The 20,468-nt window shown below is 69.4% G+C and carries 16 protein-coding genes; 13 read left to right on the forward strand and 3 right to left on the reverse strand.

Translation table 11 applies throughout. The annotated features are described in order from the left end of the window. The first annotated feature begins 33 nt into the window (after positions 1-33). From uvrC to RV986_RS39125, 13 genes are all read left to right on the forward strand, one after another. Positions 34-2,190 carry an excinuclease ABC subunit UvrC gene (gene uvrC, locus RV986_RS39065; RefSeq protein ID WP_475921902.1) on the forward strand — a complete coding sequence of 719 codons (2,157 nt, stop codon included), beginning with the start codon at positions 34-36 and terminating at the stop codon, positions 2,188-2,190. Positions 2,191-2,300: 110 nt separating this feature from the next. Then, a complete protein-coding gene (gene rapZ, locus RV986_RS39070) occupies positions 2,301-3,188 on the forward strand; it encodes an RNase adapter RapZ (RefSeq protein ID WP_475924596.1) in 888 nt (295 codons plus the stop codon). Further along, positions 3,185-4,255 (forward strand): gluconeogenesis factor YvcK family protein, encoded by a 1,071-nt coding sequence (locus RV986_RS39075; protein ID WP_475921903.1) that lies wholly within the window; start codon positions 3,185-3,187, stop codon positions 4,253-4,255. Before rapZ ends, RV986_RS39075 begins: the two co-directional genes overlap by 4 nt. Then, positions 4,246-5,235 carry a DNA-binding protein WhiA gene (whiA, locus tag RV986_RS39080; RefSeq protein ID WP_345655399.1) on the forward strand — a complete coding sequence of 330 codons (990 nt, stop codon included), beginning with the start codon at positions 4,246-4,248 and terminating at the stop codon, positions 5,233-5,235. The genes RV986_RS39075 and whiA overlap by 10 nt, the downstream gene beginning before the upstream one ends. Before the next feature lie 383 nt (positions 5,236-5,618). Beyond that, positions 5,619-8,576 (forward strand): M14 family metallopeptidase, encoded by a 2,958-nt coding sequence (locus RV986_RS39085; RefSeq protein ID WP_475921904.1) that lies wholly within the window; start codon positions 5,619-5,621, stop codon positions 8,574-8,576. A gap of 190 nt (positions 8,577-8,766) precedes the next feature. Beyond that, positions 8,767-9,777 (forward strand): type I glyceraldehyde-3-phosphate dehydrogenase, encoded by a 1,011-nt coding sequence (gene gap / locus RV986_RS39090; RefSeq protein ID WP_475921905.1) that lies wholly within the window; start codon positions 8,767-8,769, stop codon positions 9,775-9,777. A gap of 130 nt (positions 9,778-9,907) precedes the next feature. Beyond that, on the forward strand, positions 9,908-11,119 hold the full coding sequence (locus RV986_RS39095) for a phosphoglycerate kinase (protein ID WP_475921906.1): 1,212 nt from the start codon (positions 9,908-9,910) through the stop codon (positions 11,117-11,119). Between the two features lie 6 nt (positions 11,120-11,125). Next, positions 11,126-11,902: a triose-phosphate isomerase gene (tpiA, locus tag RV986_RS39100; RefSeq protein WP_475921907.1), complete on the forward strand. Its 777-nt coding sequence runs from the start codon at positions 11,126-11,128 to the stop codon at positions 11,900-11,902. A gap of 123 nt (positions 11,903-12,025) precedes the next feature. After that, positions 12,026-12,262: a preprotein translocase subunit SecG gene (gene secG / locus RV986_RS39105; protein WP_475921908.1), complete on the forward strand. Its 237-nt coding sequence runs from the start codon at positions 12,026-12,028 to the stop codon at positions 12,260-12,262. A 236-nt stretch (positions 12,263-12,498) separates the two neighbouring features. Next, entirely contained in the window at positions 12,499-12,834 is a 336-nt protein-coding gene (locus RV986_RS39110) for an RNA polymerase-binding protein RbpA (protein ID WP_078615979.1), read from the forward strand. A gap of 129 nt (positions 12,835-12,963) precedes the next feature. Next, entirely contained in the window at positions 12,964-14,232 is a 1,269-nt protein-coding gene (locus RV986_RS39115) for an MFS transporter (protein ID WP_475924597.1), read from the forward strand. Between the two features lie 75 nt (positions 14,233-14,307). Further along, complete coding sequence (gene pgi / locus RV986_RS39120) at positions 14,308-15,960, forward strand: glucose-6-phosphate isomerase (protein WP_475921909.1); 1,653 nt, start codon at positions 14,308-14,310, stop codon at positions 15,958-15,960. Between the two features lie 119 nt (positions 15,961-16,079). Further along, positions 16,080-16,994, forward strand: coding sequence for a hypothetical protein (locus RV986_RS39125; RefSeq protein WP_475921910.1), 915 nt, complete (start codon positions 16,080-16,082; stop codon positions 16,992-16,994). Between the two features lie 114 nt (positions 16,995-17,108). Here the strand turns inward: RV986_RS39125 and pgl are convergent, their stop codons facing one another. The 3 genes from pgl to zwf are packed head-to-tail and all read right to left on the reverse strand — an operon-like array spanning position 17,109 to position 20,466. Next, positions 17,109-17,891, reverse strand: a complete 783-nt coding sequence (pgl, locus tag RV986_RS39130; protein WP_475921911.1) for a 6-phosphogluconolactonase — start codon at positions 17,889-17,891, stop codon at positions 17,109-17,111. Beyond that, positions 17,888-18,946 (reverse strand): glucose-6-phosphate dehydrogenase assembly protein OpcA, encoded by a 1,059-nt coding sequence (gene opcA / locus RV986_RS39135; RefSeq protein ID WP_475921912.1) that lies wholly within the window; start codon positions 18,944-18,946, stop codon positions 17,888-17,890. Before opcA ends, pgl begins: the two co-directional genes overlap by 4 nt. After that, complete coding sequence (gene zwf / locus RV986_RS39140; RefSeq protein ID WP_475921913.1) at positions 18,943-20,466, reverse strand: glucose-6-phosphate dehydrogenase; 1,524 nt, start codon at positions 20,464-20,466, stop codon at positions 18,943-18,945. Before zwf ends, opcA begins: the two co-directional genes overlap by 4 nt. Between the last annotated feature and the right edge of the window lie 2 nt (positions 20,467-20,468).

Here is a 20,468-nt window from a genome sequence, read left to right on the forward strand (position 1 = left end):
GCGGTGTCGGTCCTCGCCAGTAGGGTGTGAGACATGGCCGACCCCTCCAGCTACCGCCCCAAGCCGGGACAGATCCCGGACACTCCCGGGGTGTACAGATTCCGCGACGAGCACCGCCGGGTGATCTACGTCGGAAAGGCGAAAAGCCTGCGCCAGCGCCTGGCGAGCTACTTCCAGGACCTGACGAACCTGCACCCGCGTACCCGCACCATGGTCACCACGGCGGCGTCCGTGGAGTGGACGGTGGTGTCGACGGAGGTCGAGGCGCTGCAGCTGGAGTACTCCTGGATCAAGGAGTACGACCCCCGGTTCAACGTCAAGTACCGCGACGACAAGAGCTATCCCTACCTCGCGGTGACGATGAACGAGGAGTTCCCGCGCGTGCAGGTCATGCGCGGCCAGAAGCGCAAGGGCGTGCGCTATTTCGGTCCGTACGGGCATGCGTGGGCGATCCGCGACACCGTGGACCTGCTGCTGCGCGTCTTCCCGGTCCGCACCTGCTCGGCCGGTGTCTTCAAGAATGCCGCCCGCACCGGCCGCCCCTGCCTCCTCGGTTACATCGGCAAGTGCTCCGCCCCCTGCGTCGAGCGGGTCTCCGCCGAGGAACACCGTGAGCTGGCCGAGGAGTTCTGCGACTTCATGGCCGGCCGCACGGGGACGTACATCCGCCGTCTCGAGAAGCGGATGACGGACGCGGCCGAGGAGATGGAGTACGAGCGGGCGGCCCGGCTGCGCGACGACATCGAGGCCCTGAAGAAGGCCATGGAGAAGAACGCGGTCGTGCTCGCCGACGCGACCGACGCCGATCTGATGGCCGTCGCCGAGGACGAGCTCGAAGCGGCCGTGCAGATCTTCCATGTGCGGGGCGGCCGGGTGCGCGGTCAGCGCGGCTGGGTCACCGACAAGGTGGAGGCCGTCACCACCGGTGACCTCGTGGAGCACGCGCTTCAGCAGCTCTACGGGGAGGAGACGGGCGACTCCGTCCCCAAGGAGGTGCTCGTCCCGGCGCTGCCCGATCCCGTGGAGCCCGTCCAGGAGTGGCTGACCGAGCGCCGCGGGTCGAACGTCTCCCTCCGTATTCCGCAGCGCGGTGACAAGAAGGCGCTGATGGAGACGGTGCAGCGCAACGCGCTCCAGGCGCTCGGCCTGCACAAGACCAAGCGCGCCTCCGACCTGACCACCCGCTCGCGCGCACTGGAGGAGATCGCCGAGGCCCTCGACCTGGACAGCGCCCCGCTGCGGATCGAGTGCTACGACATCTCGCACCTCCAGGGCGACGACGTGGTCGCCTCCATGGTCGTCTTCGAGGACGGACTGCAGCGCAAGAGCGAGTACCGCCGCTTCCAGATCAAGGGTTTCGAGGGCCAGGACGACGTCCGCTCCATGCACGAGGTGATCACTCGCCGCTTCAGGCGCTACCTCGCCGAGAAGGAGCGGACCGGCGAGTGGACGGACGGCGAGAGCGCCGTCGACGATGGTGAGAAAGCTGTCGCTGATGGCGAGAACGCCATCGACGATGGTGAGAAAGCCGTCCCCGATGGTGAGAAAGCCGTCCCCAATGGTGAGAGCGCCTTCGTCGTGAACGCCTTCACGGAGGACGACGGCCGCCCCAAGCGCTTCGCCTACCCCCCGCAGCTCGTGGTCGTCGACGGTGGCCAGCCGCAGGTCGCGGCGGCCAAGAGAGCCCTCGACGAGCTCGGCATCGACGACATCGCCGTCTGCGGCCTCGCCAAGCGACTGGAGGAGGTCTGGCTGCCGGACGAGGGTGACCCGGTGGTCCTGCCCCGCACCAGCGAGGGCCTGTATCTGCTCCAGCGGGTTCGTGACGAGGCCCACCGCTTCGCCATCACCTACCAGCGCACCAAGCGGGCCAAGCGTTTCAAGGCGAGCCCGCTCGACGAAGTGCCGGGTCTCGGCGAGGCCCGCAAGCAGGCGCTGATCAAGCACTTCGGCTCCGTGAAAAAGCTGCGATCCGCGACGATCGACCAGATCTGCGAGATTCCCGGCATAGGCCGCAAGACGGCCGAGGCGATCGCCGTGGCCCTCGCCCAGGCGGCTCCGGCCGCACCCGCCGTGAACACGGCCACTGGAGAGATCATGGAAGACGAGGAGCCCGAAACGACGGCGGGCTCCTCAGGGGAGCCCGTGTCCGCGGGCGCCTCGAACGAGCGACGGGGGCAGGAGACATGAGCGAGAACGAACGACAAGAGCAACAGCAGCAAGAAGAACAGCAAGAAGAACAACAAGAGCAGCAAGAGAACGCACCGCAGACCACCGACGGAACACAGGGAAGTACGACGATGGAGACGGCCGCGGTACCCGACGCCGCCATCCCCGAGCTGGTGATCATCTCCGGGATGTCCGGAGCGGGCCGGTCGACGGCCGCCAAGTGTCTGGAGGACCTCGGCTGGTTCGTCGTCGACAACCTGCCGCCCGCGCTGATCCCCACCATGGTGGAGCTCGGCGCCCGCTCCCAGGGCAACGTGGCCAGGATCGCGGTCGTCGTCGACGTACGCGGTCGCCGCTTCTTCGACAACCTCCGTGAGTCCCTCGCCGACCTGGAGTCGAAGAACGTCACCCGGCGGATCGTCTTCCTGGAGTCCTCCGACGAGGCCCTGGTGCGCCGCTTCGAGTCCGTGCGCCGTCCGCACCCCCTCCAGGGCGACGGCCGCATCGTCGACGGTATCGACGCCGAGCGTGAGCTGCTGCGCGAGCTGCGCGGCGACGCCGACCTGGTGATCGACACCTCCAGCCTGAACGTGCACGAGCTGCGCGCCAAGATGGACGCCCAGTTCGCGGGCGAGGAGGAGCCCGAGCTGCGGGCCACCGTCATGTCCTTCGGCTTCAAGTACGGCCTGCCGGTCGACGCCGACCTGGTCGTGGACATGCGCTTCCTGCCCAACCCGCACTGGGTCCCGGAGCTGCGCCCCTTCACCGGCCTCAACGAGGAGGTCGCGGCCTACGTCTTCAACCAGCCCGGGGCCAAGGAGTTCCTGGACCGCTACGCCGAGCTGCTTCAGCTCATCGCCGCCGGGTACCGGCGCGAGGGCAAGCGCTATGTGACCATCGCCGTCGGCTGCACCGGCGGCAAGCACCGCTCGGTCGCCACCTCCGAGAAGCTCGCCGCCCGCCTCGTCTCGCAGGGCGTGGAGACCGTGGTCGTCCACCGGGACATGGGGCGCGAGTGACCGGACGTGCCGCACTGCGGCTGAGCAGGCTGCGCCGGGTCGCCGCCGAGGGACACGGTGACAGGCCCGCCGAGGCGCGCGGCGGGAAGCCGCGCCGCCGTGGCGCCCAGCCCAAGGTCGTCGCCCTCGGCGGCGGCATGGGGCTGTCCGCCTCGCTCGCCGCGCTGCGCCGGATCACCGGCGACCTCACCGCGGTCGTCACCGTGGCCGACGACGGCGGCTCCAGCGGGCGCCTGCGCGACGAACTGGGTGTGCTCCCGCCCGGCGACCTGCGCAAGGCGCTGGCCGCGTTGTGCGGCGACGACGACTGGGGCCAGACCTGGGCCCGTGTCATCCAGCACCGCTTCCAGTCCAAGGGCGACCTGCACGAGCACGCGGTCGGCAATCTGCTGATCGTCGCCCTGTGGGAGCAGCTCGGTGACCATGTCCAGGCCCTGGACCTGGTCGGCAGGCTGCTTGGCGCACACGGCCGGGTGCTGCCCATGTCCGCCGTGCCCCTGGAGCTCCAGGCCCTGGTCAAGGGGCACGACCCGGAGCGGCCCGAGGGCGTCGAGACGGTACGGAGGCAGGCGACCGTGGCGCTGACGCCCGGCGAGGTGCAGTCCGTGCACGTCGTGCCGGCCGACCCGCCCGCCGTCCCCGAGGCGGTGGCGGCGGTCCTCGACGCGGACTGGGTGGTGCTCGGCCCCGGCTCCTGGTTCTCCTCGGTGATTCCGCATCTTCTCGTGCCCGAGCTGCTCGATGCCCTCACGCAGACGAAGGCGCGCCGGGTACTCTCCCTGAACCTCGCCCCGCAGCCCGGAGAAACCGAGGGCTTCTCCCCGCAGCGTCATTTGGAGGTTTTGGGACGACACGCCCCTAAACTCGCCCTGGACGTGGTGCTGGCCGACGAGGCCGCCGTGCCCGATCGCGACTCACTCTCCGATGCCGCCAAGCGGTTCGGCGCCGCGGTCGAGCTGGCGCCGGTGGCCCGGACCGACGGATCTCCGCGGCACGACCCGGAGCTGTTGGCCGCCGCGTACGACCGTATTTTTCGGATGCATGGAAGGATCGGCCCATGGCGATGACGGCAGCGGTGAAGGATGAGATTTCCCGGCTTCCCGTCACCCGGACCTGCTGCAGAAAGGCGGAGGTCTCCGCCATTCTGCGGTTCGCGGGCGGCCTTCACCTGGTGAGCGGCCGGATCGTGATCGAGGCGGAGCTGGACACCGCGATGGCGGCGCGCCGGCTGAAGCGGGACATCCTGGAGATCTTCGGCCACAGCTCCGAACTGATCGTGATGGCGCCGGGCGGTCTGCGCCGCGGCTCCCGCTATGTCGTACGCGTCGTCGCGGGCGGCGACCAGCTGGCCCGTCAGACGGGGCTCGTGGACGGCCGCGGGCGCCCGATCCGGGGCCTGCCGCCGCAGGTGGTCTCGGGGGCCACCTGCGACGCCGAGGCGGCCTGGCGCGGAGCCTTCCTGGCGCACGGCTCGCTCACCGAGCCGGGCCGCTCCTCCTCCCTGGAGGTGACCTGCCCGGGCCCGGAGGCCGCGCTCGCACTCGTCGGCGCCGCCCGCAGACTGTCGATCGCCGCGAAGGCCCGCGAGGTGCGCGGCGTGGACCGGGTGGTCGTACGGGACGGAGACGCGATCGGCGCGCTGCTGACCCGTCTCGGCGCGCACGAGTCGGTGCTGGCCTGGGAGGAGCGGCGGATGCGCCGCGAGGTCCGCGCCACGGCGAACCGTCTCGCCAACTTCGACGACGCCAACCTGCGCCGCTCGGCGCGCGCCGCCGTCGCCGCCGGGGCCCGCGTCCAGCGCGCCCTGGAGATCCTCGCCGACGAGGTGCCGGAGCACCTCGCGGCCGCGGGACGGCTGCGCATGGAGCACAAGCAGGCCTCTCTGGAGGAACTGGGCGCGCTCGCCGACCCGCCGCTGACCAAGGACGCCGTCGCCGGCCGTATCCGTCGGCTGCTGGCGATGGCCGACAAGCGGGCCCAGGATCTGGGCATCCCCGGGACGGAGTCGAACCTCACCGAGGAGATGGCGGACAACCTCGTCGGCTGACCCCCCGCAGGATCACGGGCCGCCCCTCGCAGGATCGCCGGCCGCCCCCCGAACGGTTGCCGACCGACCCCCTCGCAGGATCGTCGGCTCCCCGAACGATTGCCGACTGAAGGGTTGTCGACCGACCCCTTCGAAGGGTCGCGGGCTGTCGCCCCGAAAGATCGCGGGATGTTCCTCGGCGAAATCGGCGGGCGGCCACCCGGCGAGATCGCGGGGTGATCAGCCGCTTTGATCGTCCGAAGCCCAACACGTCGGTGCCGATGCCCACTTGGGGACATCGGCACCGGCGTTTCCCCACCTGCGAGGCGCCCTTGACTTGACCATGAAGTGTCATGAGCCTGGCATCTGTTCGCTGCTGTGGCGGACTGATCCAAGGGGGGCTCATGAGACGAAGAGCGAGAGCGATCCTGGCTGCGGGCGCGCTCCTGCTGGGCGGTGCGGGTATGGCGCCCATCGCTCAGGCGCAGAGCGGCGGTTCACCCAAGCCCGACGCCAACGCCGTGAAGGTGTTCCACGCGGAGATCACGAAGCAGCAGGTACCCCTGCTGCTCGCGGCCGGGCAGGACGGCCATGAACTCGGCGACACGACCTGGAAGAACGGCAGGAGCACGGTCGAGGTCTACGTCACCGACCAACAGGCCGGGAAGCTGGAGAAGCAGGGCGTCGAGCTCACCGAGCACACGCTCTCCGCGAAGGCCGAGGACCGCGTCGCGGACGCCGCCCAGGGGGTGTTCCGCCCGTACAGCGGCAAGGGCAATCTCCAGGAGGAGATCGTCAGGACGGGTGAGGCCCATCCCGACCTCACCAAGGTCGTCTCCATCGGCAGGACCGTCAACGGCCAGGACATCCTCGCGCTCAAACTGACCAAGGGCGCGAAGAAGACCAAGGACGGCTCCAAGCCGTCCGTGCTGTACATGTCCAACCAGCACGCGCGCGAGTGGATCACGCCCGAGATGACACGGCGTCTGATGCACTACTACTTGGACAACTACTCCACGAACAAGCGCATCAAGAAGATCGTCGACTCGACCGAACTGTGGTTCGTCCTGTCGGCCAACCCAGACGGCTACGACTACACGTTCCAGAGCGAGGACACGCGCCAGTGGCGCAAGAACCTGCGGGACGTGAACGGCGACGGGGTCATCTCCACCGGCGACGGCGTCGACCTCAACCGCAACTTCGCCTTCAAGTGGGGCTACGACGACGAGGGTTCGTCCCCCAGCCCCACCAGTGAGACCTACCGCGGCGCGAGCCCCGCCTCCGAGCCCGAGACCAGGGCGCTCGACACCTTCGAGAAGCGGATCGGCTTCACGTACGGCATCAACTACCACTCCGCCGCCGAACTGCTCCTCTACGGAGTGGGCTGGCAGGTGGCCACTCCGACCCCGGACGACGTGCTCTACAAGGCGCTCGCCGGAACGCCCGAGAACTCGGCGATCCCGGGGTACCACCCGCAGGTCTCCTCGGAGCTCTACACCACCAACGGCGAGGCGGACGGCCACGCGGGCAACGTCAACGGCACGGCGATGTTCACCCCCGAGATGTCGACCTGTCAGACCGCGTCGGACATCGACCCGAACGACGCCTGGAACGCGGCCGACTGCGCCTCGATCTTCACCTTCCCGGACGACGAGAAGCTGATCGAGCAGGAGTTCGAGAAGAACGTCCCGTTCGCGCTCTCCGTCGCCGAGACCGCCGCGCACCCCGACCAGCCGTCGTCCTCGGTCGGCCTCGACGCGCCCGACTTCACCCCGGCTCCCTTCACGACGTCGTACTCCCGCGGCGCCGACCAGGAGGTCTCCGTCGTCGCCCGTAAGTCCGTGCGCGACAAGGAGCTCAAGTACCGCGTCAACGGCGGCCGCACGTGGGACATGGCGCTCAAGGCATGGAAGGGCGGCGAGACCTACGGCGGCGGGGACAACCTCTACTTCGACGAGTACCGCGCCAAGGTGAAGGACGGCGAACCGGGCGACAAGGTCGAGGTCTGGTTCACCGGCGAGACGAAGAGCGGGAAGCCCACCTCCAGCACACACTTCACCTACACCGTGGCCCAGCGGCCCGCCGCCGACACCCTGGTCGTCGCCGAGGAGGGCGCGACCGCCACCCAGTCGCAGGCCTACGCCGACGCCCTGAAGGCGGCCGGCAGGAAGCCCCTCGTCTGGGACGTCGCGACCCTCGGCGCACCCGACGCGCTCGGCGTGCTCGACCACTTCAAGACGGTCGTCCACTACACCGGCGCCGTGCGCCCCGGCAACGCCACCCAGCTCCAACTGCGCGCCTTCCTCAACGAGGGCGGCAAAATGATCGAGGCGGGCGAGTCGGCCGGCGGCAGCGTCGACCTCGGCGGCGGCACTCTGTCGAACGACTTCAGCCAGTACTACCTGGGCGCCTACTCCCGTACGTCCACCGCGGGGGCCACCGGGTTCACCGGCGCCGGGAAACTCACCGGCTTCACGGGAGCCCTCGGCGACGCGCCCGGGAACCCGCTGAACGCGGCGGGCACCTACGGCGTCACGTCGGACTCGCTGTCCGCCGCGCAGTACCCGCAGTTCGCGTCGAGCACGGGAGCGGGCCAGTTCCTCGGCACCGTCAACCCGTACGGGCCCTACACGGGCTCGTACATGGCGGCCGCGGTGCACACCGACGACGCCTACAAGCGTCTCACCCGCACCATCGACCTCACCGGTGTCAGCGCGGCCGACAAGCCGACGCTGCGCACCCGGATCCTGTGGGACACCGAGCCCGGCTACGACCACGCCGTCCTCGAAGCGCACACCACCGGGGCCGACGACTGGACGACGCTCCCCGAGGCGGGCGGCGCCACCAGCACCAGGGTCCCCTCGGAGTGCGCGGCCGGATTCCTGGTCGGGGAGCACCCGTTCCTTGAGCGGTATCTGACCGTGAGCGCCACCGGCTGCGCCAACACCGGCACCAGCGGCGCGTGGAACAGCTTCACCGGCGCCTCCGCCGGGTGGCAGCAGGTCAACTTCGATCTCAGCGCGTACGCAGGGAAGTCGGTCGACGTCTCGCTGAGCTACATCACCGACCCGAACACCGGTGGACACGGGGTCCTCGCGGACGACGCCTCCCTCGTCGTCGGCGGGGCGGCCACCGAGACCGAGGGCTTCGAGACCTCCCTCGGACCCTGGAGCGCCTCCGGTCCGCCCCCGGGCAGCCCCGCCGTCCTCAAGGACTGGGCGCGCTACGGAGAGCTGTTCAAGACGTACGGAGGGGTCGGCACGGACGACACCGTGCTGCTGGGCTTCGGCCTGGAGCAGGTCACCGGGGCGGCCGACCGTGCGGCCCTCGTCAAGAAGGCGCTCGCGGCGCTGAAGAACTAACCCGGTGTGACTTTCTCGTCAACATCGAGGGCGTTCCGTACCCCTACTGGTGGGTACGGAACGCCCTGCCGTGTATGGGGCATCTCGATGTCACCGCAGAGGTCTCAGGGAGGTAGGGTCGTAGGCGGTCGGGGACATCCCATACAAACTCGCCGGCACTGAGCCGGCGTACCAACGAGGAGATCGGTTCGTGACGATCCGCGTAGGCATCAACGGCTTTGGCCGCATCGGTCGTAACTACTTCCGCGCGCTGCTGAAGCAGGGTGCTGACATCGAGATCGTGGCTGTCAACGACCTGGGTGACACCGCGACCACTGCTCATCTTCTGAAGTACGACACCATCCTGGGCCGCCTCCAGGCCGAGGTGACGCACACCGCCGACACGATCACCGTCGACGGTCACACCATCAAGGTGCTGTCCGAGCGCAACCCCGCCGACATCCCGTGGGGCGACCTGGGTGTCGACATCGTCATCGAGTCGACCGGCATCTTCACCAAGAAGGCCGACGCCGAGAAGCACATCGCGGGCGGCGCCAAGAAGGTCCTCATCTCGGCTCCGGCCAAGGACGAGGACATCACCATCGTGATGGGCGTCAACCAGGACAAGTACGACGCGGCGAACCACCACGTCATCTCCAACGCCTCCTGCACCACCAACTGTGTGGCGCCGATGGCCAAGGTGCTCGACGAGAACTTCGGCATCGTCAAGGGCCTGATGACGACGGTCCACGCGTACACGAACGACCAGCGCATCCTGGACTTCCCGCACTCGGACCTGCGCCGCGCCCGCGCCGCCGCCGAGAACATCATCCCGACCACGACCGGTGCCGCCAAGGCCACCGCCCTGGTCCTCCCGCAGCTCAAGGGCAAGCTCGACGGCATCGCGATGCGTGTCCCGGTCCCGACCGGTTCCGCCACCGACCTCGTCGTGACGCTGCAGCGCGAGGTCACCAAGGACGAGGTCAACGCCGCGTTCAAGAAGGCCGCCGACGACGGCGACCTGAAGGGCTACCTGACCTACACCGAGGACCCGATCGTCTCCTCGGACATCGTCGGCGACCAGGCCTCCTGCACCTTCGACTCCCTGCTGACCATGGTCCAGGAGGGCAACACGGTGAAGATCCTCGGCTGGTACGACAACGAGTGGGGCTACTCCAACCGCCTCGTCGACCTCACGGTCTTCGTCGGCGGCCAGCTCTAAGTCCCGGAGCAGGCACCTCTGATGTGAGAGCAGGGCTCGGGCAGCGCACAGCCGCGTTGTCCGAGCCCTGCTCTGTGCACGGATCGATCAGCCCTCCCGGACAAAAGAGCCCTCCCAAGGAGTCCCCTTCATGAAGACGATCGACGAACTTCTCGCCGAAGGCGTGGACGGCAAGCGGGTCTTCGTCCGCGCCGACCTGAACGTGCCGCTGGCCGACGGCCTCATCACCGACGACGGCCGTATCCGCGCCGTCCTGCCGACCGTCAAGGCCCTCGCCGACGCGGGCGCCAAGGTGGTCGTCGCCTCGCACCTGGGCCGCCCCAAGGGCGCCCCGGACCCGGCCTTCTCCCTGCTGCAGCCCGCCGAGCGCCTCGCCGAACTCCTCGGCGCCCCCGTCGCGTTCGCCCAGGACACCGTCGGCCCCGCCGCCCACGACGCCGTCAACGGCCTGCAGCCCGGCCAGGTCGCCGTCATCGAGAACCTGCGCTTCAACGCCGGTGAGACGTCCAAGGACGACACCGAGCGCGGTGAGTTCGCCGACCGGCTCGCCGCCCTGGCCGATGTCTACGTGGGCGACGGTTTCGGCGCCGTGCACCGCAAGCACGCCTCCGTGTACGACCTCCCGGCGCGCCTTCCGCACTACGCGGGCTATCTCATCGCCACCGAAGTCGGTGTCCTGAAGAAGCTCACCGAGGACGTCCGGCGCCCCTATGTCGTCGCCCTCGGCGGCGCCAAGGTCTCCGACAAGCTCGCCGTCATCGACCAGCTGCTCGGCAAGGCCGACCGTCTGCTCATCGGCGGCGGCATGGCGTACACCTTCCTCAAGGCCCAGGGTCACGAGGTGGGCATCTCCCTCCTCCAGGAGGACCAGGTCCCGGCCGTCAAGGAGTACATCGAGCGCGCCGAGAAGAACGGCGTCGAGCTCGTCCTCCCCGTCGACGTCCTGGTCGCCCCGGAATTCCCCGACCTGAAGACGAAGGCCCCGGCCAACCCCACCAACGTCGCCGCGGACGCCATCCCGGCCGATCAGCAGGGCCTGGACATCGGTCCGGAATCCCGCAAGCTGTACGCCTCGAAGCTCGCCGACGCAGCCACCGTCTTCTGGAACGGGCCCATGGGTGTCTTCGAGCACCCCGACTACGCCGAGGGCACCAAGGCGGTCGCCCAGGCCCTTCTCGACTCGCCGGCCTTCACGGTCGTCGGCGGTGGCGACTCCGCCGCGGCCGTCCGCATCCTGGGCTTCGACGAGACGGCATTCGGCCACATCTCGACCGGTGGCGGCGCCTCCCTCGAATACCTCGAGGGCAAGACGCTCCCCGGCCTCGCCGCACTGGAGGACTGACCCCGCATGACCACTCGTACGCCGCTGATGGCGGGCAACTGGAAGATGAACCTCAACCACCTCGAGGCCATCGCGCACGTCCAGAAGCTCGCCTTCGCCCTGGCCGACAAGGACTACGAGGCCTGTGAGGTCGCCGTCCTGCCGCCCTTCACCGACCTGCGCTCCGTGCAGACCCTGGTCGACGGTGACAAGCTCAAGATCAAGTACGGCGCGCAGGACCTCTCGGCGCAGGACTCCGGTGCCTACACCGGCGAGATCTCGGGCCCGATGCTGTCCAAGCTGAAGTGCACCTACGTGGCGATCGGCCACTCCGAGCGCCGGCAGTACCACAACGAGACCGACGAGATCGTCAACGCCAAGGTCAAGGCCGCCTTCAAGCACGGCCTGACCCCGATCCTGTGTGTCGGCGAGGAGCTGGAGGTCCGGGAGGCGGGCAATCACGTCCCGCACACGCTCTCCCAGGTCGACGGCGGTCTCAAGGACGTCCCGGCCGAGCAGGCCGAGTCGATCGTGATCGCCTACGAGCCGGTCTGGGCCATCGGCACCGGCAAGGTGTGCGGCTCCGACGATGCCCAGCACGTCTGCGCGGCGATCCGCGGCAGGCTGGCCGAGCTGTACTCCCAGGAGCTGGCCGACAAGGTCCGCATCCAGTACGGCGGCTCGGTGAAGTCCGGCAACGTCGCCGAGATCATGGCGAAGCCCGACATCGACGGTGCGCTGGTCGGCGGCGCCTCCCTGGACGCCGACGAGTTCGTCAAGATCGTCCGGTTCCGCGATCAGTGAGTAGGCGCTAGCTGAGATCCGTCGTACCCTGGGGGGCCGAAACCAGCATTTGGAACGCCGAGCGTTTCGGGTGAGGATTTCGGCCCCCGTCGTCCATTCAGTTCCGAGGAAGTTGGTCCAGCCGTGGTTTTGGGGTTCTCGATCGCCCTGATCGTCTTCAGCCTGCTGCTGATGCTGCTGGTGCTGATGCACAAGGGAAAGGGCGGCGGCCTCTCCGACATGTTCGGTGGCGGCATGCAGTCTTCCGTCGGCGGCTCCTCGGTCGCCGAGCGCAACCTCGACCGCATCACCGTGGTGATCGGTCTGCTCTGGTTCGTTTGCATCGTCGTGCTCGGCATTCTGATGAAGGTCAACAACTGATCTCCGACCGGCACCGGTACGGCAGCACAACTGCACATTACGCAAGCACATTCCGCACGTATGGCCCCATGTCCGGTACGCGCCCGCGGGCGCGGCCTATCATGGGGCTTGCGTCTAGGGGCGGGGGTGTAACTCCAATCACTGGACGCGCGTTGGGCCTTACGTAGACTGAGGCGCTCGCAGCGAAGCGTCACGCCGACTCGCTTCGCGGCACCATCACGCAGGGAGTTACGACCGTGGCAAGTGGCAACGCGATCCGAGGAAGCCGGGTCGGGGCGGGGCCGATGGGCGAGGCCGAGCGCGGCGAGTCCGCGCCGCGGCTGCGCATCTCCTTCTGGTGCTCCAATGGGCACGAGACGGTGCCCAGCTTCGCCAGCGACGCGCAGGTTCCCGAGACCTGGGACTGCCCGCGCTGCGGCTTTCCCGCCGGACAGGACCGGGACAACCCGCCGGACCCGCCGCGCACCGAGCCGTACAAGACGCACCTCGCCTATGTACGGGAGCGGCGCAGCGACGCGGACGGCGAGGCGATCCTCGCCGAGGCGCTCGCCAAACTGCGGGGCGAAATCTAGGAATTGAAACCGGCCGGGCACCGAGGTGCCTGGCCGGAGCCGTTTCACGCGGTCGAGGCGCTTGTGCCGGGACCGATTGTCAGTGCTGCCCTCTACGGTTCTCGCAGTGGTGGAATCGGAGGGGGCATGGTGACGACAGTCCAGGCGGCGGGTGTGCGAGCGCTCGCGTGGCGCGGGGGATTCGGGCGGCTGTGGAGCGCGGCGGTGGTCTCGCGGTTCGGGGACGCGCTGCGCACGGCCGCGCTGCCGCTGCTCGCTGTGCAGCTCACGGACGATCCGTTCGTCATCGCCTCCGTCACGGCCTGCGGATATCTTCCCTGGCTGGTCTTCGGGCTGCTGGGCGGCGCGGTCGCGGACCGGGTGGACCAGCGGCGCGCCATGTGGGCGGTCGACACCGTACGGGGATTACTGGTGGCCTGCTTCGCCCTCGTCGTCGGGCTCGGGCACGCGTCCATCGGCCTGCTCATCGCGCTCGCCTTGGCGCTGACCACCCTCCAGACGCTGTTCGACAACGCGTCCACGGCCCTGCTGCCCTCCCTGGTGGACAAAGCGGCCCTGGGCAGTGCCAATGCCCGGCTGATGACCGGCCAGCAGTTCGCCGGGGGCTTCCTGGCCGCCCCCTTCGTGCCGCTGCTGCTCGCCGTCGGGGCCGCCATGCCGTTCGCGGCCGACTCGGCCACCTATCTGCTGGCCGCCGCGCTTGTGGCCTCCCTGCGGATCCGGGCACCCGAGCGGAAGCCCCGGCCGGCCGGGAGCACCCTGCGGGCCGAGGTGGCGGAGGGCCTGCGCGCCCTGTGGCGGGACGGGACACTGCGCGCCACCTGCATGGCCACACTGCTGTGCAACATCGGCATGGGCGCCCTGATCGCCACGCTGGTACTGCACGTGACCAGATGGCTGCACGCGGGGAACGCGGGGTTCGCGGCCGCGATGACGGCCTTTTCGGCGGGGAGCCTGGCCGGGGGAGCGCTCGCCCAGCGGATCGCACGCCGTTTCGGGCGAGTGCGTGCCCTGCTGCTGGGCGGCAGCGTCCAGACCGCTTCGCTGGTGCTCCTGGGCACCGTCCGTCACCTGGGCGCCCTCCTCGTCGGCATGATGCTGCTCGGGGCCATGGGGATGGTGTGGAACGTCAACCAGGTCACGCTGATGCAGCAGCGCAGCCCCCAGGAGATGGTGGGCCGCATCAGCTCCGCGTTCCGCACCGCCTCGACCTCCGGGGCCCCGCTCGGCGCCCTGCTGGGCGGCACCGTGGCGGGGGCGTACGGGCTGAACGGGCCCGCGCTGTTCGCCGCCGTGCTCTTCGTGCTCGCCGTCATCTCGCTGATACCCGCGCTCAAGCCGGACGTATCTGTTGTTGAGCCGGACGACGGCGCTACGACAGCTCACGTCAAGCCCTGATCAATTAGGTTGGGGACCGGTAGCGGGGCGAGGTAGGCAGAGCAGCACACGCAGGAAAGAAGGCGGAAGTCAGAGATGAACGCAGACAGCCGTGCCAGGCTCAACCAGACGCCCGAGTGGACAGCTCTGGCCAAGCACCGCGAGGAGCTCGCGGGGAGTCATCTGCGGGACCTGTTCGCAACCGACCCCGGGCGCGGATCCGGGTACACCCTCCAGGTCGGTGATCTGCACGTCGACTACTCCAAGCACCTGATCACGGACGAGACGCTGCGGCTGCTGCGCGAGCTGGCCGCGGCGACGGACGTCTTCGGGCTGCGGGACGCGATGTTCCGCGGGGAGAAGATCAACGTCACCGAGGACCGGGCCGTGCTGCACACCGCGCTGCGCGCCCCGCGGGACGCGGTGATCGAGGTCGACGGCGAGAACGTCGTCCCGGGCGTGCACGCCGTGCTCGACAAGATGGCCGGCTTCGCCGAGCGGGTCCGTTCGGGTGAGTGGACCGGCCACACCGGCGAGCGCATCAGGAACGTCGTCAACATCGGCATCGGCGGCTCCGACCTCGGACCGGCCATGGCGTACGAGGTGCTGCGCTCCTTCACCGACCGTGACCTCACGGTCCGCTTCGTGTCGAACGTGGACGGCGCCGACCTGCACGAGGCCGTCCGTGACCTCGACCCGGCCGAGACGCTGTTCATCGTCGCCTCCAAGACCTTCACCACCATCGAGACCATCACCAACGCCACCTCGGCGCGCAACTGGCTGCTGGCCGAGCTGAAAGCCGGTCAGGAAGCCGTCGCCAAGCACTTCGTGGCACTGTCCACGAACGCGGAGAAGGTGTCGGACTTCGGCATCGACACGGCCAACATGTTCGAGTTCTGGGACTGGGTCGGCGGACGCTACTCGTACGACTCGGCGATCGGTCTGTCCCTGATGATCGCCATCGGGCCCGACCGCTTCCGCGAGATGCTCGACGGCTTCCACCTCGTCGACGAGCACTTCCGCACCGCGCCCGCCGAGTCCAATGTGCCGCTGCTCCTCGGCCTGCTGGGCATCTGGTACGGCAACTTCCACGACGCCCAGTCGCACGCCGTACTGCCGTACTCGCACTACCTGTCCAAGTTCACCGCGTATCTGCAGCAGCTGGACATGGAGTCCAACGGCAAGTCGGTGGACCGCGACGGCACCCCGGTGGAGTGGGGGACCGGTCCGGTGGTGTGGGGCACGCCCGGCACCAATGGGCAGCACGCCTACTACCAGCTCATCCACCAGGGCACCAAGCTGATCCCGGCGGACTTCATCGGCTTCGCCGAGCCGGTCGCCGATCTGCTGCCCGGGCTGGTCGCCCAGCACGACCTGCTGATGGCGAACTTCTTCGCGCAGACCCAGGCGCTGGCCTTCGGCAAGACGCCCGACGAGGTCCGGGCGGAGGGGGTGCCCGAGGAACTGGTCCCGCACAAGACGTTCAAGGGCAACCACCCGACGACGACGATCCTCGCGCGCGAGCTGACTCCGTCGGTGCTCGGGCAGTTGGTCGCCCTCTACGAGCACAAGGTGTTCGTCCAGGGCGCGGTCTGGAACATCGACTCCTTCGACCAGTGGGGCGTCGAGCTCGGCAAGGTGCTCGCCAAGCGTGTCGAGCCCGCGCTGACCGAGGGTGCGGAGGTGCCGGGCCTTGACGAGTCCACGAAGGCGCTGGTCGCCAAGTATCGGGAGCTGCGCGGTCGTTAGAAGGCTGAAGAGGACACCCGGGGGAAGGCTGTGAGCGCGGGTAAGCGGGCGGCGGGAGTCCGCCCGCTTCCCGTAGACTCCCGGGCGATCAGGAAGGTGACGGCTCGGGGGAGCGGAAGTTGGCGGGTTCACAAGGAAGTTGGACGGGTGGCTCGCTGACGGCACGGTCGTTCCTGAAGCCGAAGCGGGTGGCGGAGGCCGTGTTCCATCCGGCGTGGATCCCGGACGCGGTCGATCCCGGTGTGGAGCGGCTGAAGCGGGTGCGGGTCGTTGCCGGGGCGGTCGCGGCGGTCGGTGTCTACACCTTCGTGGAGGGCGGCTTCGCGTTCGCGGAGATGTTGCAGAACATGCTGACGGCGTCCGCCGTGCTGCTGTTCATCACGCCGTTGACCGTCGGGGTCATGCTCTTCGTCTGGCGGCGCACCGGGACGGTCCGTCAGCTGCGGGTGCCGCTCGTCAACTCGTTCAAGCTGCTGCTGGCCTTCGTCGGTTCCATCGTGCTGACGGTGCTGACCTGGTGGATGGCCGCCAGGGTCGGAGGGTTCGCCCTGCTGCTGGGCGTGGTGGCGATCTGGCTGACCTGGTTCGTCGCCTCGGGGGCGGTCAAGGTGTCGGGCAACTTCTTCGGTACGGCTGCGGTGCATCGGTGTCTGCCGCCGTTGCTCGCCACGGTGACGACGTGGTTGATGGCACTTCCGGACCTTGCCACGGGGGATCTGCACGGGCTCAGTCTGGGGATGGGGGTCGTCTTCATCCTGGGGGCGCCGGTGACGGTCACGGGGATAGCCGCGTGGGAGATGTTCCGGTTGCGGCGGCGGCACGGGATACGGCTGGGGGCGCATCCTGTGACGGTGGCGCCGCCGCGGGCCGGGCATGCGCCGGGTGCCGGGAATGTGCCGCCGCAGGGGAATCCGTACGTCCAGGGAAATCCGTATACGCAGGGAAATCCGTATGTGCAGGGCGCCCCTTATGGACAGGGCGAGCCTTATGCGCCGCCGTGGTCGGGGAATCCGTACCAGCAGCCACGCCCTTAGGGTTTTCGCCCCCGCCGCTCCTACCTGGGCGCGCAGTTCCCCGCGCCCCTGAAGCATAAAAATATCGGGGCGGCAGGGGCGAGATGACGCCCCTGCCACCCCGATGGTGCTAGCTCACGGCGACGCCGGGGGATACAGGGAGCGCGGGAGCTGGGATGCCGCCGCCGCGTCCAGGAGCCACAGGGTCCGGGAGCGGCCGCGGGCGCCCGCGGCCGGAGCCTGTACCTCGCCCGCGCCCGACAGGGCGATCGCCGCGGCCTGTGCCTTGTCCTCGCCGGCCGCCAGCAACCACACCTCGCGGGCGGAACGGATCGCGGGGAGGGTGAGGGAGACCCGGGTCGGCGGCGGCTTCGGCGCGCCGTGCACACCCACCACCGTCCGCTCCGTCTCCCGCACCGCGGGCAGCTCCGGGAAGAGCGAGGCCACATGGGTGTCGGGGCCGACACCGAGCATCAGCACGTCGAAGGAGGGCACGGAACCGTGGTTCTCGGGCCCGGAGGCCTTCGCGAGTTCGGCCGCGTACGCCTCCGCCGCCGCGTCCACGTCGGCGCCGTACGGGCCGTCGGACGTGGGCATCGAGTGCACCCGAGCGGGGTCCACCGGCACCGAGTCCAGGAGCGCCGCACGGGCCTGTGTGTCGTTGCGGTCCGGGTCGCCGGCGGGCAGGAACCGCTCGTCGCCCCACCACAGGTCGATACGGCCCCAGTCGACGGCGTCCCGGGCGGGCGCGGCCGCGAGCGCCGCGAGGAGCCCGTTGCCGTTGCGCCCGCCGGTGAGGACCACCGAGGCGTAGCCGCGCGAGGCCTGCGCGTCCACGACCTTGGTGATCAGCCGGGCCGCGGCGGCCTGGGCCATCAGCTCCTTGTCGCGGTGCACGACGAGCTGCGGCGTGCTCACTTGGCGGCCGCCTTCTTCGCGGTGACCTTCGCCGGGGCCTTCTTCGCGGGCGCCTTGGCGGCGGTGGCCTTGGCCGCTGCCGCTCCCTTGACCGTGGCCGACTCCTCCTCGGCGGTCCCGGCCGTCGCCGGCCCGTTCAGCCGGTCCACGCCGTACCGGAGTGCCGACGCGTAGGTGTCGTCCGGGTCGAGCCGGCGCAGTTCCTCCGCGATCAGCTCGGACGTGTCGCGGCGCTTGAGCGCCACCGCACGGTCGGGCTGGCCCTCGATGGAGAGGGTCGCGAGGGTGCCGTCGGCGCGGTCCAGGGCGATCGGGCCGCAGCTGGTGTCCAGCCGGACGGCGGTGAGGCCGGGGCCGGCGGAACGCAGGCGCTGAACGGGGACGTCGAGCCGGTCCGCGAGCCACATGGCGAGCAGTTCCACGCTCGGGTTGAACTCCTCGCCCTCCACCTCGACCGCGTTCACTTCGCAGGTGACCTGGTCCAGGGCGGCGGCCAGCATCGAGCGCCAGGGCGTGATGCGGGTCCAGGAGAGGTCGGTGTCCCCGGGGGTGTAGGCGTCGGCCCGGGCGCCCAGCTCCCGTACCGGCGCCTCGGCCGCGTGGGTGTCGGTGACCCGGCGCTGGGCCAGGGCGCCCAGCGGGTCCTTGGCCGGGTCGGTCGGCGCGTTCACCGGCCACCAGACGACGACGGGCGCGTCCGGCAGCAGCAGCGGCAGGACGACCGAGTCGGCGTGGCTGACGACCTCGCCGTACAGCCGCAGGACGACCGTCTCGCCGGTGCCCGCGTCCGCGCCGACCCGCACCTCGGCGTCGAGGCGCGACTTCGTGCGGTCGCGGGCGGAGCGGGAGACGCGCTTGATGACCACGAGGGTGCGCGAGGGGTGCTCGCGGGAGGCCTCGTTGGCGGCCTTCAGGGCGTCGTAGGCGTTCTCCTCGTCGGTGACGATGACGAGGGTCAGCACCATGCCGACGGCGGGGGTGCCGATGGCGCGGCGGCCCCGCACCAGCGCCTTGTTGATCTTGCTGGCATTGGAGTCGGTGAGGTCTATTTTCATGGGCGACGCCAGCTCCGTCCGTCTCGTTCGAGCATTTCGTCCGCCTCGACGGGGCCCCAGGTGCCCGAGGGGTACTGCGCGGGCTTGCCGTGCTTGTCCCAGTACTGCTCGATCGGGTCGAGGATCTTCCAGGACAGCTCGACCTCCTCCGTGCGCGGGAAGAGGTTCGAGTCGCCGAGCAGGACGTCGAGAATCAGTCGCTCGTACGCCTCCGGGCTGGACTCGGTGAACGACTCGCCGTAGGCGAAGTCCATCGAGACGTCCCGGATCTCCATGGAGGTGCCGGGCACCTTGGAGCCGAAGCGGACCGTGACACCCTCGTCGGGCTGGACGCGGAAGACGATCGCGTTCTGCCCCAGCTCCTCCGTCGCCGTGTGGTCGAAGGGGGAGTGCGGGGCGCGCTGGAAGACCACCGCGATCTCGGTGACGCGGCGGCCCAGACGCTTGCCGGTGCGGAGGTAGAAGGGGACGCCCGCCCAGCGGCGGTTGTCCACCTCGACCTTGATCGCGGCGTAGGTGTCGGTCTTCGACTTGGCGTCGATGCCGTCTTCCTGGAGGTAGCCGACGGCCTTCTCGCCGCCCTGCCAGCCGGCCGCGTACTGCCCGCGCACGGTGTCGCGGCCCAGGTCCTTGGGGATCCGGACCGCGCCGAGCACCTTGGTCTTCTCGGCGGCGAGGGCGTCCGCGTCGAAGGAGGAGGGCTCCTCCATCGCGGTGAGGGCCATCAGCTGGAGGAGGTGGTTCTGGATGACGTCGCGGGCGGCGCCGATGCCGTCGTAGTAGCCGGCCCGGCCGCCGATACCGATGTCCTCGGCCATGGTGATCTGGATGTGGTCGACGAAGGACCGGTTCCAGATCGGCTCGAACATCGTGTTGGCGAAGCGGAGCGCCAGGATGTTCTGGACGGTCTCCTTGCCCAGGTAGTGGTCGATGCGGAAGACCTGGTCCGAGGCGAAGACCTCATGCACGATCGCGTTGAGTTCCTCGGCCGACTTCAGGTCGTGGCCGAAGGGCTTCTCGATGACCGCGCGCCGCCAGGAGCCGTTCGACTGATCGGCCAGGTGGTGCTTCTTCAGCTGCTTGATGACCACCGGGAAGGCGGACGGCGGCACGGAGAGGTAGAAGGCGAAGTTGCCGCCCGTGCCCTGTGCCTTGTCCAGCTCGTCGATCGTGGCGCGCAGCCGCTCGAACGCGTCGTCGTCGTCGAAGGTGCCCTGGACGAAGCGCATCCCCTGGATGAGCTGCTGCCAGACCTCTTCGCGGAACTCCGTACGGGCGTGTTCCTTGACGGCGTCGTGGACCTCCTGGGCGAAGTCCTCGTTCTTCCACTCGCGGCGGGCGAAGCCGACGAGCGAGAAGCCCGGCGGCAGGAGCCCGCGATTGGCGAGGTCGTACACGGCAGGCATCAGCTTTTTGCGTGACAAATCGCCCGTGACGCCGAAGATGACCAGGCCCGACGGCCCCGCGATACGCGGGAGCCGTCGGTCTGCGGGGTCACGCAGCGGGTTGCTGCTTGACAAGG

The organism is Streptomyces sp. RLA012 (assembly GCF_056270325.1).

Excerpts from the sequence above, each read along its gene's own strand:
- uvrC (WP_475921902.1), top strand. The coding sequence starts at position 34 with ATGGCCGACCCCTCCAGCTACCGCCCCAAGCCGGGACAGATCCCGGAC.
- rapZ (WP_475924596.1), top strand. The coding sequence starts at position 2,301 with ATGGAGACGGCCGCGGTACCCGACGCCGCCATCCCCGAGCTGGTGATC.
- whiA (WP_345655399.1), top strand. The coding sequence starts at position 4,246 with ATGGCGATGACGGCAGCGGTGAAGGATGAGATTTCCCGGCTTCCCGTC.
- RV986_RS39085 (WP_475921904.1), top strand. The coding sequence starts at position 5,619 with ATGAGACGAAGAGCGAGAGCGATCCTGGCTGCGGGCGCGCTCCTGCTG.
- RV986_RS39095 (WP_475921906.1), top strand. The coding sequence starts at position 9,908 with ATGAAGACGATCGACGAACTTCTCGCCGAAGGCGTGGACGGCAAGCGG.
- tpiA (WP_475921907.1), top strand. The coding sequence starts at position 11,126 with ATGACCACTCGTACGCCGCTGATGGCGGGCAACTGGAAGATGAACCTC.
- pgi (WP_475921909.1), top strand. The coding sequence starts at position 14,308 with ATGAACGCAGACAGCCGTGCCAGGCTCAACCAGACGCCCGAGTGGACA.
- opcA (WP_475921912.1), bottom strand. The coding sequence starts at position 18,946 with ATGAAAATAGACCTCACCGACTCCAATGCCAGCAAGATCAACAAGGCG.